General features: G+C 70.7%; 10 protein-coding genes and 1 pseudogene. 10 read left to right on the plus strand and 1 reads right to left on the minus strand.

The genetic code is table 11. From position 1 onward, the window contains the following. Positions 1-31: 31 nt before the first annotated feature. Positions 32-2,197 (plus strand): 3-hydroxyacyl-CoA dehydrogenase NAD-binding domain-containing protein, encoded by a 2,166-nt coding sequence (locus ACFYVJ_RS00445; RefSeq protein ID WP_388884944.1) that lies wholly within the window; start codon positions 32-34, stop codon positions 2,195-2,197. 171 nt (positions 2,198-2,368) lie between these two features. Here the strand turns inward: ACFYVJ_RS00445 and ACFYVJ_RS00450 are convergent, their stop codons facing one another. Then, complete coding sequence (locus tag ACFYVJ_RS00450) at positions 2,369-3,052, minus strand: TetR/AcrR family transcriptional regulator (RefSeq protein ID WP_388884946.1); 684 nt, start codon at positions 3,050-3,052, stop codon at positions 2,369-2,371. A gap of 220 nt (positions 3,053-3,272) precedes the next feature. On the opposite strand from ACFYVJ_RS00450, the gene ACFYVJ_RS00455 reads away from it, so the two are divergent. The 9 genes and pseudogenes from ACFYVJ_RS00455 to ACFYVJ_RS00495 form a co-directional block, all read left to right on the plus strand. Next, on the plus strand, positions 3,273-4,505 hold the full coding sequence (locus ACFYVJ_RS00455) for an oxygenase MpaB family protein (RefSeq protein ID WP_388884948.1): 1,233 nt from the start codon (positions 3,273-3,275) through the stop codon (positions 4,503-4,505). Positions 4,506-4,547: 42 nt separating this feature from the next. Further along, on the plus strand, positions 4,548-5,771 hold the full coding sequence (locus tag ACFYVJ_RS00460; RefSeq protein ID WP_388884950.1) for an oxygenase MpaB family protein: 1,224 nt from the start codon (positions 4,548-4,550) through the stop codon (positions 5,769-5,771). 22 nt (positions 5,772-5,793) lie between these two features. Further along, positions 5,794-8,100: a molybdopterin cofactor-binding domain-containing protein gene (locus ACFYVJ_RS00465; RefSeq protein WP_388884952.1), complete on the plus strand. Its 2,307-nt coding sequence runs from the start codon at positions 5,794-5,796 to the stop codon at positions 8,098-8,100. Positions 8,101-8,119: 19 nt separating this feature from the next. After that, a complete protein-coding gene (locus ACFYVJ_RS00470; RefSeq protein WP_388884954.1) occupies positions 8,120-8,596 on the plus strand; it encodes a (2Fe-2S)-binding protein in 477 nt (158 codons plus the stop codon). 86 nt (positions 8,597-8,682) lie between these two features. After that, positions 8,683-9,750: a porin PorA family protein gene (locus ACFYVJ_RS00475; RefSeq protein WP_388884956.1), complete on the plus strand. Its 1,068-nt coding sequence runs from the start codon at positions 8,683-8,685 to the stop codon at positions 9,748-9,750. Between the two features lie 43 nt (positions 9,751-9,793). After that, positions 9,794-11,287 carry an aldehyde dehydrogenase family protein gene (locus tag ACFYVJ_RS00480; protein ID WP_388884958.1) on the plus strand — a complete coding sequence of 498 codons (1,494 nt, stop codon included), beginning with the start codon at positions 9,794-9,796 and terminating at the stop codon, positions 11,285-11,287. A 644-nt stretch (positions 11,288-11,931) separates the two neighbouring features. After that, positions 11,932-12,795: a polyphosphate kinase 2 gene (gene ppk2, locus ACFYVJ_RS00485; RefSeq protein ID WP_388884960.1), complete on the plus strand. Its 864-nt coding sequence runs from the start codon at positions 11,932-11,934 to the stop codon at positions 12,793-12,795. Between the two features lie 1,146 nt (positions 12,796-13,941). Beyond that, positions 13,942-15,366 (plus strand): acetamidase/formamidase family protein, encoded by a 1,425-nt coding sequence (locus ACFYVJ_RS00490; protein WP_388884962.1) that lies wholly within the window; start codon positions 13,942-13,944, stop codon positions 15,364-15,366. Between the two features lie 67 nt (positions 15,367-15,433). Next, positions 15,434-16,087, plus strand: a pseudogene (locus tag ACFYVJ_RS00495) (amidase family protein); the annotation flags it as partial. Positions 16,088-16,108 lie beyond the last annotated feature (21 nt).

The raw sequence follows: 16,108 nt of genomic DNA on the forward strand, positions 1-16,108 counted from the left end.
CCGCACGCACCCGGAAGGAACGCCGTAACCGATGCCGGAGAAGAGCATGATCAGGTGGGAGCAGGATCCCGACGGGATCGTCATGCTGACGATGGACGACCCCGGCCAGGACGTCAACACGATGAACCAGACCTACGTCGACTCGATGGGCGCCGCCGTCGACCGTCTCGAGGCCGAGCGGGAGAGCATCGCCGGCGTGGTGCTCACCTCCGCCAAGAAGAGCTTCTTCGCCGGCGGTGACATCGGCTTCATGAGCAGGGCGAAGCCGGAGAACGCCGCCGAGCTGACCGACCTCTGCACGACCCTGAAGTCACAGTTGCGGCGCCTGGAGACGCTCGGCAGGCCGGTCGCCGCGGCCATCAACGGCACGGCCCTCGGCGGCGGCTACGAGATCGCGCTCGCCTGCCACCGCCGCTTCGCGCTGGACACCCGGGACAGCCGCATCGGCCTGCCGGAGGTGACCCTGGGACTGCTGCCCGGCTGTGGCGGGGTCAGCCGGACCGTCCGCCTCCTGGGCCTGGAGCGCGCACTGAGCGACGTCCTGCTCCAGGGGCAGCAGTACCGCCCCGCCGACGCGCTGGCCAGGCAACTGGTGCACGAACTGGCCGGGTCGCCGGCGGAACTGCTGACCGCCGCCCGTGCGTGGGTCCTGGCCAACCCCGGATCCGTACAGGCATGGGACGCCCCGGGCTACCGGATCCCCGGCGGCGCCCCCTCCCACCCGAAGCTGGCGGCACGCCTCCCGGCGTACCCGGCGAATCTGCGCCGGCAGTTGAAGGGCGCGAACATGCCCGCCCCGCGCGCCATCCTCGCCGCGGCCGTCGAGAGCGCCCAGGTCGACCTCGAAACCGGGCAGAAGGTCGAGACCGGCTATCTGGTCGAGCTGATGACCGGTCAGGTCGCGAAGAACATGATGCAGGCGTTCTTCTACGACATGCAGCACATCGCCTCGGGCGGCAACCGCCCGGAGGGCCACCCCCCGCACGTCGCGCGCAAGGTCGCCGTGCTGGGCGCCGGCATGATGGGCGCCGGGATCGCGTACTCCTGTGCCCGGGGCGGCCTCGATGTCGTCCTCAACGACGTCACCCACGACGCCGCCGCGCGGGGCAGGCAGTACTCCGAGAAGCTGCTCGCCAAGGCCGTGGTACGGGGCCGGATGTCCTGGGAGAAGGCCGACGAGGTCCTCGCGCGGATCACGCCGACCGCCGATACCGCCGATCTCGCCGGCTGCGATCTGGTGATCGAGGCGGTCTTCGAGGACCCGGAACTGAAGAACCGGGTCTTCGCCGAGGTCGAGAGCGTCGTGGCGCCGGACGCGGTACTCGGCTCGAACACCTCCACGCTTCCCATCACGGGGCTGGCCGAAGGCGTCAAGCGCCCGGAGGACTTCATCGGCCTGCACTTCTTCTCGCCGGTCGACAAGATGAAGCTGCTGGAGATCATCGCCGGCGAGAACACCGCCGACCGCACGGTGGCGAAGGCGGTGGACTTCGCGCGGCAGATCGGCAAGACGCCGATCGTGGTGGGCGACGGCCGGGGCTTCTTCACCAGCCGCGTGATCGGCAAGTTCATCGACGAGGCGGTGGCGATGGTCGGCGAGGGCCTGCCGCCTGCCTCGATCGAGCAGGCCGGCGCCCAGGCAGGCTACCCGGCGCCGCCGCTGCAACTGCTGGACGAGCTGACCCTGACCCTGCCCCGGAAGATCCGCGAGGAGACCAGGGCCGCGGTGCTGGCCGAGGGCGGGCAGTGGCGCCCGCACGGGTCCGAGACGGTAGTGGACCGCATGATCGACGAGTTCGGCCGCGCCGGACGTTCCTCGGGCGCCGGGTTCTACGCCTACGAAGGCGGCCGGCGCACGGGGCTGTGGCCCGGCCTGGCCGAGCACTTCACCGTGACCGGACGCGAGATACCGCTGGCGGACATGAAGGAGCGGATGCTCTTCGCGGAGGCGCTCGACGCGGTCCGCTGCCTCGACGAAGGCATCCTGCGGTCGGTGGCCGACGCGAACGTCGGCTCGATCCTGGGCATCGGCTTCCCCGCGTGGACCGGCGGCGTGCTGCAGTACATCAACGGCTACCCGGGCGGCCCGGCCGGCTTCGCCGACCGGGCCGGGGAACTCGCCGAACGGTACGGGGAACGGTACGAGCCGCCCGCCTCGCTCGTGGCCCGCGCGGAGAAGGGCGAACGCTACGAATGAGCCGGGTGCGGTGGTCCTGAGCCTCTCCGGGGCGGACTGTCGCCGGCTGCTCGCCGCGGTGCTGATGGCCCGAAGCCCCGCGGCAGTCGACCTGCCACCCGCCTGCTGCCCGGCAGCCGTCCTCACCGGTGACCGTCTGCCGGGCCGCAGCCCGGCCGGGGGTGGCACGAGTCAGCGCCGGGCCCCGCCGGAGGCGTTCAGCATCGGGACGAGGAACTGCCGGGCCACCGCACGCACCTGCTCCTCGTCGTCGAGGTCGATGACGTGACTGGGGATGACCAGGAAGGACGCCGACACCCGGACCATCATCTCGGCCACCACGCCGACGTCCACGTCGCCGGCGACGTTGCCCGCCCGTTGCTCCCGGCGCAGCCTGCCCGCCACGAACTGCTGCACCACGGCGAGAGTACGTCCCCCGTCGCCGGTCATGGACGGCACGACCGCGTCCGGCTCCGCCTCCATCAGTCCGCCGATGAGGGGGTTGCTGCGGATCGCCCGCAGCGAGCTCGCGAAGCCCAGCACCACGCGGTCGGCGACGGTCTCGGCGTCCTGGACGTCGATGATGAACTGGTCGAAGTACCGCCGGAACTCGCGCTGCACGACGTGCTGGACCAGCGTCTCCTTGGAGGCGAAACGCCGGTAGACGGTGATCCGGGAGACGCCTGCCCTGCGGGCTACGTCTTCCATCGTGGACCGCCGTATCCCCATGCGGCACAACTGCTCGAACGCGGCGTCGAGCACGCGCGTGGTCGTCTCGTCGCTCTCGTCGGCCTGTTCGGCGGCCTCGGCGAACGCGCGCTCCAGCACCGAATCGGACTCCTGGGGCGCGGCCAGGAAGGCAAATGCAGGTTCCACGGTCGCCTTTCTCGGATCAAGGTGCGGTCGGAGCCCGGGGCCGGGGAGCCCGGTTCTCCGCTCATTATCGGCGGTGGCGAAGAAGTTGGTTCCAGAGGCTTGTGCTCCGACCCGGCTTACGCTTCCCTCGATGATACGAAGCTACATGATTCGTATCACCGTATCCGAACATCGGGCTACCGGCCAGGCTTCCGGTGCCTCAAGGAGGAGTACGAGGCCCATGGACGAACTCAGCAGGCGCAAGATGCTGCTCGCCGGCGGAGCGCTCGGAGCACTCGGTGTGCTCGGCACGGCGATGCCGGCGCACGCGAGGTCCGCCTGGGCATGGGCGGCCGGCGGCTCGGTGGCGGGCCACGGGACGGGCACGGACCCGCACGAGGCGTGGGACGACGAAGCCGACTACCTCCTCGCCGAGGTACTCAGGCGGGGCGACGTGCCCAGGGTCAACGAGGCGCTGCGGACCTGGAGCCGCAACGATCAGCCGGTGCCGGACACACTGCCCGCGGACGTACGGGCCTTCATGGAGAAGGCACGCAAACTGCCCTCGTGGGCAGACCGGGAGAAGCTGGAGACCGCCGCCCAGTTCAGCAAGAGGAGGAGCATCTACCACAACATCCTCAACGGTCTCGGCGGCGGCATGCTCAGCACCGCCATCCCCCGCGAGGCACGCGCCGTGTACTACTCCAAGGGCGGCGCCGACATGGAGGACCGGGTCGCCAAGACCAGCAAGCTGGGCTTCTCCGTAGGCGCTCTGGACGCGTACCGCCCGGAGGGCATCTGCATCGTGGAGTCGGTGAAGACCCGCATGGTGCACGCGGCCGTACGGAACCTGCTGCCGAAGTCGGAGGGTTGGACCGACACCAGTGGCGGCCAGAAGATCCCGATCAGCCTGGGAGACATGCTCGTCACCTGGCACAGCCTGGCCACCTACACGATGCGCAAGATGATCGAGTGGGAAGTCCCGATGAGCCCGGCCGAGTCCGAGGCGTACCTGCACGTGTGGCAGGTATCGGTGCACATGCTCGGCGTCCGGGACGAGTACATCCCCGCCACCTGGGCCGCGGCCAACGCCCAGTCCGACCAGCTCCTCGACCCCGTCCTCGGGCCCACGCGGGAAGGCGTCGAGCTGACCGACATCCTGCTGGGCCAGCTCGCCGAGCAGACCAGCCTGGGCACCCACATCACCCGGCCGCTGGTCAACGCGTTCGCACGGTATCTCGTGGGCGACCAGGTCGCCGACTGGGACGGCATCCGCCGCGAGCCGTTCTGGCAGAGCACGATCGAAACCGTCTGGCCGCTGCTGGTGAAGTTCCGCGAGGGCGTGATCGACCTGCCCCTGGTGCCGGAGATCGCCTGGACGATCGACGAGGTGGTCCGCCAGTACATCCTGTTCTACCTCACCAAGGGTGAGGCGATCCACATCGAGATCCCGGACGCCAACCGTCCCACCTGAGCGCACGATCCCATCCGTAAGATCCGAGGAGGAACTGCGAGCATGGACGAACTCAGCAGGCGCAAGATGCTGCTTGCCGGCGGAGCGCTGGGAGCACTCGGGGTACTCGGCGCGGCAGGGCCCGCCCACGCGAAGCCCGCGTGGACCTGGGCGCCGGGGGGTTCGGTGGCCGGCTCGGGGGCGGGCAGTGACCCGGACTGGGTGTGGGACGACGAGGCCGACGAGGTGCTCGGCGCCGTCCTCGCCCGGGGCGAGGTTCCCCGCGTCAACGAGCTGCTGCGCACGTGGACCCGCAACGACCAGCCGCTTCCCGACGGACTGCCGCAGGACCTGCGGGAGTTCATGGAGAACGCACGCCGGCTGCCGGCCTGGGCGGATGCGGGCAAGCTCGACACCGCCGCCGAGTTCAACAAGACCAAGGGGATCTACGTCGGTGCCCTGTACGGGCTCGGCAGCGGCCTGATGAGCACCGCCATCCCCCGGGAGTCGCGCGCCGTGTACTACTCCAAGGGCGGCGCCGACATGAAGGACCGCATCGCCAAGACCGCCAAGCTCGGCTACGACGTCGGGGACCTGGACGCCTTCCAGCCCCGGGGCGGAATGATCGTGACCGCGGTGAAGACCCGCATGGTGCACGCGGCCGTGCGGAACCTGCTGCCGCGGTCCCCGGGCTGGACCGACACCAGCGACGGCCAGACCATCCCGATCAGCCAGGCGGACGTGCTGGTCACCTGGCACAGCCTGGCCACGTTTGTCATGCGCAAGATGATCGAGTGGAAGGTCCGGATCAGCTCCGCCGATTCCGAGGCGTATCTGCACGTGTGGCAGGTGACCGCGAGCATGCTCGGCGTGCGGGACGAGTACATCCCCGCCACCTGGGCCGCGGCCAACGCCCAGTCCAAGCAGCTCCTCGACCCGGTCCTCGGCCCCACGGAGGAAGGCGTCAAGCTCTGCGAGATCCTCCTGGACATCGTCGCGGAGCTGGACGCCGGCCTGACCCGCCCGCTGATCTCGGCCTTCTCCCGGTACACCCTGGGGACCCAGATCGGCGACTGGATCGGGCTGTCCCGGGAGCCCTTCTGGCAGCCGACCATCGAGGCCGTCTGGCCGCTGCTGGTGGCCTTCCGGGAGGGCCTGATCCCGTTGCCGCTGGTCCCCGAGGCGGCCTGGACGGTCGAGGAGGTCATCCGCAAGGTCGTGCTGCTCTTCCTGTCCGAGGGCAGGGGGATCCACATCGAGCTGCCCGACGCGAACCGCCCGTCCTGAACCGGAGCCGTAGAGGACACTGATGACGAATCCCGACCCGCCGCCGCTCGCGTCCGGACGACCCGCCCCCGGGCGGCGCCGATTCCTCGGCTACGTGCTGGCCGCCCCGACCCTGGTGACGGCCGCCGAACTCGTCCCGGCGCAAGCGGCAGGGGCAGCCGAGGTCCCGTCCGGGGAGATCACCGAGCTGGTCGACCTCAACGACGTGATGACCGCTGCGGCCCTGCCGACCGCCGGCCTGATCAAGGTCGAGGTCCACCCGGACGGCACCGTGTCGTTCGCGCTGCCGCGGGCCGAGGTCGGGCAGGGAATCACCACCTCGACGGCCATGCTGATCGCGGAGGAGCTGGACGTGCCGGTCGGCCGGGTACGGGTCACGCTGGCCGACGCCCGGCCGGAGTTGGTCTTCAACCAGCTCACCGGCGCGTCCAACACCACCATCTCGACGTACATCCCGATTCGGGTCGCCGCCGCCGTCGCCCGCGCCCGGCTGCTTGCGGCGGCGGCGGCCGAGCTCGGCTCGGCGGCCGGCGACCTCACCCTGAAGGCCGGAGTCGTCACCGGCTCCGCGGGCGGGAGCATCGGCATCGGTGCCCTCGCCGAGAAGGCCGCCACCGCCGAGCCGCTGCAGGTGCCCGTCGAGCTGAAGGACGCCGGGCAGTTCACCGTGATCGGCCGGCCGCACAGCCGTGTCGACGCCCTGGACGCCGTGACCGGACGCAAGAAGTTCGCGTTGGACCTCGACGTCCCGGACGCCAAGCCGACCATGGTGTGCCGTCCGCCGACCATCAACGGCAAGCCCGGCGCGGTGGCCAACCTGGACGAGGTCAGCGCCATGAACGGCGTCACCGACATCGCGGTGGTCTCCACCGGGGTGGCGGTACGCGCGCAGACCTTCGGCCAGTGCATCGACGCGGTCCGAGCCCTCCGAGTGGAGTGGGAACCCGGCACGGCGGAGGGGAAGTCGGACGACACCGTACGCGAGGAGCTGCGCAGGGCCGAGCTGCCGATGGGGCTTCCCCCGGTGACTCCGTCGGTGGACGCCACCTTCACCTTCTACTTCCGCAGCAACAGCGCGCTCGAACCCAACTGCGCCATCGCCGACGTACGGGTCGACAGCGCGGAGATCTGGTCGGGCCTGAAGTCGCCGATCGTCGCCAAGCAGGTCATCGCCGCCCGGCTGGGGCTCCCGCCGAGCAGAGTCACCGTGCACGTCACCGAGGGCGGCGGCTCCTTCGGGCGCAAGCTCTTCTTCGACGCCGCGCAGGAGGCCGCCGAGATCTCCCAGCAGATCGGCAAGCCCGTGAAGCTCATGTGGCACCGGGCCGACGACGCCCGCCAGGGCCGTACGCACCCCATGGCCACCTCCCGGGTGCGCGCCGCCTACCTCGGCGACACCGTGCTCGGCTACGAGCAGCGGCACACCTCCGTCGCCACCGACCTCGGCCACGGCCTCGGCGAGCTGTTCACCGCCATGGCCGCGAGCCTGCCGGTCGGCGACATGACCTTCTCGCAGATCTTCTTCCAGCTCTCCCAGTCGATGCCGTACCGGTTCGGCGCCTACAGCCGGCTGCTCAACGAGACCGACAAGGGCTTCAACACCGGCAGCATGCGCAACGTCTACTCGCCCGACGTCGTCTGCGCCCGCGAGCTGATCGTCGACCAGCTCGCCGCGAAGACGGGCGAGGACCCGTACGGCTTCCGCCGCAAGTTCCTCCGCGACGACCGCGCACGGGCCGCACTGGAAAAGGTCGCCGAGGCCGGCGACTGGGGCCGGCGGATGCCCGAGGGCACCGCGCAGGGCATCGCCCTCCACACTGAGTACCACGCGGTCAACGCCGTACTCGTGGAGATCGACTGCCGGCCCGAGACCGTGAACCGCCCCATCCGTGACGGCGTCACCGGCCCGCGCGTGACCAAGGCCGTACTCGCCGTGGACGCCGGCCTCGCGGTCAACCCGCGCGGTCTCGAAGCCCAGATGATGGGCTGCCTCATGGACGGCATCGCGCTGGCCCTGACGTCGAGCCTGCACCTGCGCGACGGCCACTTCCTCGAAGCCAGTTGGGACGACTACTTCTACACCCGGCAGTGGAACACCCCGCCCGAGCTGAAGGTCGTCGTCATGCCCGACACCTCCGACGAGCCCGGGGGCGCGGGAGAGCTGGGGGTCGCCGCGTCGATGGCCGCGGTCGCCTGCGCGTACGGCCGGGCCACCGGCACCATGCCCACCGTCTTCCCCATCAACCACGGCACCCTCTCCTTCGAACCCAAGCCGACCGTGCCGCCCATCCCCGCCTCGCCCACCGACGGCCTGGACCACGTCCGCTGACCCTGCCGGGAGCCTCTCCGTGCCCGAACACACCTTCCACCTCAACGGCGAACAAGTCACCGTCGACGCGGCTGACGACGAGCGCCTGCTGTGGGTGCTGCGCGACGTCCTCGGCATCACCGGGCCGAAGTACGGCTGCGGCATCAACGTCTGCAAGGCGTGCACCAGCCACCTCAACGGCAAAGCGGCCAACCCCTGCGCCATCCCGGTGGGCGACCTGGGGCCGGCCGACGAGGTCACCACCATCGAGGGCCTCGCCGACACCGTCGACACAGATCTGCACCCCATGCAGCAGGCGTGGCTCGACCACGACGTCGTCCAGTGCGGCTACTGCCAGCCCGGCCAGATCATGGCCGCCGTAGCCCTGGTGCGCCAGGTCGCCGCGGAGGGCCGCGAGATCACCGACGACGACCTCGACGGCATCCGCAACATCTGCCGCTGCGGCACCTACTCCCGCATCCGCGCAGCCATCGAAACGGGCGCCAAGAGCATGTGAGGCACCTGCGTGCCGAAATCCACCGACGGCTCCGCCTCATCCGCTGTCCACCGGCCCCGCCCTCGTCCGCACAGAGGAGCGCACCCATGCGAAGAAGAAAGAGCACCATCGCCCTCGGCGCGGGTGCGGTGATCCTCATCGCCGCCGCGGCCGTCCTGCGGTTCGCCGTCGTCCCGGTGCTCGCGCAGGTCCCGTCCGACCTCGACGCCACCGCGCGCTACGCCGGCACCGCCTCCCTGCTCGACTCGGCCGCCCTCGAAGGCGGCGACTCCGAGAACCTCTTCATCCAGGACCTCCCCGTCACGGCCTCCCAGCGGGTCCAGGTCACCGGCACCGACGGCGGGACGGCAGTGGCGTCCGAAGACCTCGTCATGCGCGACCCGGACGGGGAGAAGATCCGCGACACCCACCACGTGTACGCCATCGACCGCAAGGACCTGAACGCGGAACAGCCCCCCGCCGGCAGCCACGCGGAGAAGCACGAGGGCCTCTCCGTGGGCTTCCCGCTGGAGCCGGAGAAGACCGACTATCCGTTCTGGGACGCCACGACCCAGGACACCTCGCCCGCGAAGTACCGCGAGACGACGTCCACCGAGGGCCGCGAGACGTACGTCTACGAGTTCCAGCACTCCGGCACCGTCGCCGACCCGGCGACGGTGAAAGCGCTGCCCGAGGCGCTGTCGAAGGCCGCGGTGCAGGCACTCGCCGCCGGCCTGCCCGCCGCCGGCCGGGAGGAGGTGACCGCGGTGCTCCCCGAGCTCGCCGACCCGGTGGCGCTGACCTACACCGCCGAGGTCGACACCACGTTCACCGTCGACACCGAAACCGGCGTGCCGCTCCACACCGTCAAGGCCCAGCAGGTCACCGCGAACATCGACGGCCCGGAGGGGCCGATGCCGCTGTTCGACGTACTGAGCTACGAGCTTGAGTCGACCCCGGAGTCGGTGGAGGAGCGCGTCCAGGACGCCTCGGACGCGGCCCGGTTGCTGTCGCTGGCCGGGAACGTGATTCCGCTCGCACTGATCCTGGCCGGAGCCCTGCTCACCGTGGCAGCGGTATGGACGGCCCGGCGTGGCGGCGGCTCCGGGACCGCGGCGCCGGACGCGGCTGCCGAGAGCCGGGACGTACCCGAGGAAGAGTCCGAACCGGTGTGACCCGCGCCCGGCCGACCTGTCCCAGCACCCGGAGGAACCCCCGATGACCAGCTCCTTCGCCTGCCTGTCGCCGTCGAGCGGCGAACAGGTCGCCGAGTACCCCGTGGCCACGGAAGCCGAGGTACGCACCGCCGTCGCCGGTGCCCGTGAAGCAGCCGCGGGCTGGTGGCGGGCCGGGCCACGCGGGCGCCGTGCCGCGCTGCTCGCCTTCAAGCACGCCCTCGCCCGCGAGACCGACGCGCTGGCCGGCGTCATCGCCACGGAGACGGGCAAGCCGGTACGCGACGCCCGGACCGAGGTGATCCTCACCCTCCACCACCTCGACTGGGCAGCGCGCAACGCCCACCGGGTCCTGCGCCGCCGCCGCGTGCCCTCGGGCGCCCTCGCCGTACACGAGCGGGCGCTCGTCGGGCATCGTCCGCTGGGCGTGATCGGCGTCATCGGCCCCTGGAACTACCCCCTCTACACCCCCATGGGCTCCATCGGCTACGCCCTCGCCGCGGGGAACGGCGTCGTCGTCAAACCTTCCGAACTCGCCCCCGGCGTCGCCGTCCGTCTGTCCCGCGTCTTCGACGCCGCCGTCCCCGCCCACGCGGGCCTGCTCCGCACCGTCACCGGCCTGGCGCGGACCGGTGAGTCGCTGACCCGTGCCGGCGTGGACAAGGTCGCCTTCACCGGCTCGCCCGACACCGCCCGCAAGGTCGCCGCCGTGTGCGCCGAGACCCTCACGCCGGTCCTCGTCGAGGGCGGCGGCAAGGACGCGGCGATCGTGGGACCCGGTCTCGGCCAGGCCGCGCTGGAGCGGGCCGCGGAGGCGATCGTGTGGGGTGCGATGTCCAACGCCGGGCAGACCTGTGCCGGCGTGGAGCGGGTGTACGCGGCCGCGGACGTGCACGAGCGGCTCGTACAGCTCATCATCCGCCGCGCCCGCCGGCTCGAACCCGGCGCGTCCGGCGGCGAAAAAGCCGCGGACTACGGCGCCACGACGCTTCCCTCGCAGGTCGGCACCGTCGAGTACCACGTCAAGGAGGCGGTGAACGCGGGCGCCCGTGCGCTCCTGGGCGGCCCCGGGTCCGCCCAGCCGCCCTACGTCCGCCCCGTCGTGCTCGTCGACGTGCCGGAGGACTCACCCGCCATGCGCGAGGAGACCTTCGGGCCGGTCGTCGCGGTCAACGCCGTGGCCGACCTGGACGAGGCCGTCCTGCGCACCAACGACTCCCCGTACGCCCTCGGCGCCGCCGTCTTCACCCGCACCCGCCGCGAGGGCCTGAGGGTGGCCGCCGGGCTGCGCGCTGGCGCGGTCTCGGTCGGCTCGGTGCTCGGCTACGCGGCCGTCCCCGCGCTGCCCTTCGGCGGCAGCGGCCTGTCCGGGTACGGGCGCATCCACGGCGCCGAAGGTCTGCGCGCGTTCGCCGCGCCCGCGTCGGTCACCGTACGCCGCTTCCACCCGTACGCGGACCTCACCTCGTTCGCCACCCCGCGGACCCGCGCGGCCCGCGCCGTGGAGTTCGCCCGGCGGCTGCACACGCTGCGCTGACCGGCCGTGATCCGCCTCCCGCGCTGGCGCACGGGTGCGAAGCACCACCGTCCCGGCAACGGACGGATCGTGAGGATCTGCCGGACATGGCCGACGGGGCCGGTCAGCAGCAGCCGCTCACCCACGTCGCGCGTTCAGCGCGACCCCATCGCGGCACCCTTCGGCTCTGCCGGCTCTCGTCACCTATTCACACGTTGAAGCGGAACACCGACTGCACAGCCTTGGCCTGCGGAAACACCCGAACGCCGAGCGGGATTCAGCCGGTTTCCAGCCACCGGAAACGGCCGGTCCGTCGAACACTGATGTCCAGCTTGGCGGATCCCTCGACTGCTTTCCCTGGGCTAAGGGCTCGCGGCTGGAGGAGGTTCGGCGAAGTTCTGTGTCCTCGATGTGAAAGATGCCGACGAGGTTCCTCCCGATTACACTAATGGCACCATGGCTGCCATGTGAGCACAGCATTGTCTTCGTCAAATTGAAGAGATGTGCGCAACTCGAAGAGCATTGCCGCTGAGCCGATGAGGACAGACACCCTGCAGTATACCGTCGAGGTCGTTCCCCACGACTGGCTCAGCCCGGAGGGCATGCGTTCACCGATAAGAACCCATCCTGGTCATGTCAGCCGGTGGGCGAGGGAGGCGAGGACGGTGCCTGGCACGAAGCGGACGAACGGTGGGCAGTCACAGGGCAAGGGCGGACCCAGCCGCCTGCCCAGGTCGCTCTACGAGAAGGAGATGCTCCGTCTGCAGACCGAGTTGGTGATGCTCCAGGAGTGGGTCCGTGCCGAACGGGAGCGGCTCGTGGTGATCTTCGAGGGCCGCGACGCGGCTGGTAAAGGAGGCGCGATCAAGCGGGTCACCGCGCTTCTCAACCCCCGTGTCGCGCGCATCGCCGCCCTGCCCGTGCCGACAGAACGCGAGCGAACACAGTGGTACTTCCAGCGTTACGTCGCGAAGCTCCCCGCCGCGGGTGAGATCGTGCTGTTCGACCGCAGTTGGTACAACCGCGCCGGCGTCGAGCACGTCATGGGGTTCTGCACTCAGGAGGAGTACGAGCGTTTCCTGCACCAGTGCCCCGTCTTCGAGCGGATGCTCATCGAGGACGGGATCTTGCTGCGCAAGTACTGGTTCTCGGTGAGCGACGCCGAGCAGGAGCGGCGGTTCCGGCAGCGGCTGAGCGATCCGGCACGGCGCTGGAAGCTCTCGGCGATGGATCTGGAGTCCATCACTCGCTGGGAGGCGTACTCCCGGGCCAAGGACGAGATGTTCGTGCACACCGATCTTCCCGAGGCGCCGTGGTTCGTCGTGGAGAGCGACGACAAGCGGGCTTCCCGCATCAACATGATCGCTCACCTGCTGTCCACGGTCCCTTACCGAGAGATCCGGCAGCCGGAGCTCCGCCTGCCGCCCCGTCCGCCGCCGAGCGGGTACGAACGCCCACCGAAGCACCTTCAGACGTACGTGCCGGACCACGCCTCCGCGATCCTGGGCAGTTCCCGGCGCACGCCGTAGAGCCCCCGACCAGACGTCGTCACACTGTCTGCCTGGAAGAGCTGCGCCGGGCACTCGCGCGCAACCACCGCGACGTGGAGGGCATCTGCGACCGGCTTCTCGACGAACTGGTCACCGAACCCCGCACCGACTACCTGTCCCTGCTCGTCGCGCGCGTACAAACCCTCCCCGCGGACGCCGTCGTCTCCTGGACCTGGACACCTCCCCGACTGCGCCCCGCACTGCCCGCGGCATGGTCCGCTTCCACGACCTCCGGCACTCCACTCGCCACCCTGCTCCTCGAACAGGGCATCGACCTCGTCGTCATCAAGGAACTTCTCGGCGACACCCACATTGGCGTCACCGCCGGCGCCCTATGCCCGCCTCCGCCTCCGCCTACAACGCCAAGCCAGCGACACCCTGGGCAACGCACTGGCTGCGGGCGACGACTCCGAGGAGCCGCCGCCCGCAGCACTAGGCGTCCGTCGACGTTGCCGTCGGCGTTGCCGTCAGGCGCCTCGTGAGGGGCCGTCGGAGCTGGAGGAGTTACGCCTCGCATCGATCTCGTTGCGAAGCTCCTCCCGCTCCTCGTCGTTTGGCTCGAACGGCGCAGAGCAGGTCTTCAAGACCTCAATCTCCTGATTGACTCCCCACTCGTCCCGCACTTCCAACGATGAGGCGTACCGAGCGATCACGCCTCTCTCGTACTCTCTCGTAGACCACTTTCGCCAGGACTCCCAGCGCGCCACCCGACGCGAATTCCGGATTCGCTCACTTCCAAGTTGATCGAATCGCATTCGAGCCGAGCACCGGCTCGACGAGCAGGCCGCCGTATGGTTCGAAGTGCATTGGCCGACCCGCGAGTACGTGGTGGAGCGCGCGCCGCCGACGGCCCAGGTCCGCCGCACGCACGTTCCCCGAGGCGCACCACCTGCCGGTCGCCGGCGCCCCTGCCTGCAAGGCTTCGCGCCGCCCACCCCGCCGCCGGGCGACACGACCAACCGCATGTGCCCCTCGGCGCGTTACGCGCAGGAAACCGGCGGCATCTCTTCCCGGTAACAGGCGCTGCATAGACATGGCACGTCACCGCACACACCACACGTCACCACATCGTGGCATGTGTATACCGCGCTACGACGAGGGGCCTTGATGTCATACGAGCCGCGCGTGCCGACCGATCTCCCCGCCACGACCGCAGCCGCCGCCATATCCGCCGAACTTCCCGTGGCGTACGAGGCGTTGGTGTCGCGCCTCGGACGGCGGGGTCTGCTGCGCATCGCGGCGGGGCTCGGTGCGGCCGGTGGGATGGTGGCCGCGGGTACGCACTCCGCCGCCGCAGCGCCCGCCGGGCCCGCCGCCGTCTCCCGCCCGCAGCGCATCCTGCAGCCCGGCAAGGGCCCCATCGACGGTCAGCACTATCTGCGCGCCACACCGGACACCGTCCGGTGGGGCTACGTGCCCGCCCGCGACGCCGCCCCCGTGCTGCGCATACGGTCTGGCGAGACGGTCACCGTGGACGCCCTCTCGCACGAGGGTCTGCTGGAGGACCAGGGCCGCGACCCCGTCGCCTGGTTCGGTGAGCACGGCGTCGGCAGGGACCAAGTGCTGCGGGACGCGGTCGACCTCGCCCGCGACTATTCCCGCACACCCCGCTCCTTCGACACCGACGGCCCGCACGTCGTCCTGGGCCCGGTGCATGTCGAGGGTGCAGAGCCCGGCGATGTACTGAAGGTGGAGACACTGTCGCTGCTGCCGCGCGTGCCCTACGGCGTGGTGTCGAGCCGGCACGGCAAGGGCGCCCTGGCCCGCACCCGGGACGGCGGCGCCCCCGCCGGCATCACCCGCGACGAGGTCATGCCGCCCGTCGACACGGACGGCCGTCCGTCCGCCGAGGACCCCGAACAGTATGGAAACGTTTCGGTGTTCGCACCGATCCGCGGCGGCGGCGCGGCCGGTGGCCGAGATGGCCACGGTGTCCTCCCGATCGACGGTCCCGGCGAGGTCACTTTCCCGCTCAACCCGCACATGGGGCTGATGGGCACCGCGTTCACCGATGCCGCCTCGCTCACTGACCCGCTGCTCAACTCGATCCCGCCCACCCTCGGCGGCGGCAACATCGACATCCGCCACCTCGGGTCCGGCTCCGCGTTCTACCTCCCCGTACACGCGGACGGCGCCCTCTTCCACACCGGCGACCCGCACTTCGCGATGGGCAACGGCGAGGTGGCGCTCACCGCGCTCGAAGGATCGCTGCGCACGACCTTCCGCCTCACCGTCTGCAAGCCCGGCTCCGGCGACGCCCCCACCGTCGCGTACCACTACCCGTTCGGCGAGACCGACGAGGCGTGGCTACCCATCGGCCTCTCCGACCCGGACGGCTCCGCCGGAGCCGGGGGCCAGGGCTCCGATCTGGACACGGCGATGCGCCGCGCCGTCGTCAACGCCCTCGACTTCCTCCAGGCAGACCTCGGAATGCGCCGCCCGGTCGCGTACGCGTATCTGTCGGCGGCGGCCGACTTCGAGGTGTCACAAGTGGTGGACCGGACCACGGGGGTGCACGCGGTGATCAGGAAGAGCGACTTCGGCCGCTAGCACCACTGACCCCTCAACTCCGGCCAACAGCACGCGCACTGACGAGATCCAAAGGAACGCAGGCAGCATGAAGACAGCGAATCGAAGAAGGTTCCTCGGCCTCGCGGCCGCGGCGGGCGCCGGTGCGGTGCTCCCTCTGGGCGGGCGCCCGGCCTCCGCGAGCTCCCTCCCCGACCCCACGGTGTGGCGGGAATTCGGCACGCCGCTCGTGCCCGCCACGGGGCACGGCCCGCTGTCCGGGCTCAATGTGGCAGTGAAGGACCTGTTCGCCGTCCAGGGACACCGGGTGGGCGCGGGCAACCCCGTGTGGCTCGCCGAGAGCCGCCCGCAGGCGACCACCGCCGCGGCGGTCGCCGCGCTGCTCGCTGCGGGTGCCGACATCGTCGGCCTCGCCCGCACCGACGAGTTCGCGTACAGCCTCGCCGGCACGAACGGCCACTACGGTACGCCGCCCAACCCCGCGGCCCCCGACCGGATTTCGGGCGGCTCGACCTCGGGACCTGCCAGCGCGGTCGCCCTCGGTCAGGCCGACATCGGACTCGGCACCGACACCGGCGGCTCGATCCGGATCCCCTCCTCCTACCAGGGCCTGTACGGCATCCGCCCCAGCCACGGTGCGATCGACACCACGGGGCTGCTGCCGCTCGCCCCGTCCTTCGACACGGTCGGCTGGATCGCCCGCGACGCCTACACCCTGCGCGCCGCGGGCCGGGTGCTCTGCCACGCGCCACAGGGCCCGCAC

The sequence above is a fragment of the Streptomyces sp. NPDC004134 genome (assembly GCF_042874195.1).
GTDB lineage: Bacteria > Actinomycetota > Actinomycetes > Streptomycetales > Streptomycetaceae > Streptomyces.

Excerpts from the sequence above, each read along its gene's own strand:
- ACFYVJ_RS00445 (WP_388884944.1), top strand. The coding sequence starts at position 32 with ATGCCGGAGAAGAGCATGATCAGGTGGGAGCAGGATCCCGACGGGATC.
- ACFYVJ_RS00455 (WP_388884948.1), top strand. The coding sequence starts at position 3,273 with ATGGACGAACTCAGCAGGCGCAAGATGCTGCTCGCCGGCGGAGCGCTC.
- ACFYVJ_RS00460 (WP_388884950.1), top strand. The coding sequence starts at position 4,548 with ATGGACGAACTCAGCAGGCGCAAGATGCTGCTTGCCGGCGGAGCGCTG.
- ACFYVJ_RS00465 (WP_388884952.1), top strand. The coding sequence starts at position 5,794 with ATGACGAATCCCGACCCGCCGCCGCTCGCGTCCGGACGACCCGCCCCC.
- ACFYVJ_RS00475 (WP_388884956.1), top strand. The coding sequence starts at position 8,683 with ATGCGAAGAAGAAAGAGCACCATCGCCCTCGGCGCGGGTGCGGTGATC.
- ACFYVJ_RS00480 (WP_388884958.1), top strand. The coding sequence starts at position 9,794 with ATGACCAGCTCCTTCGCCTGCCTGTCGCCGTCGAGCGGCGAACAGGTC.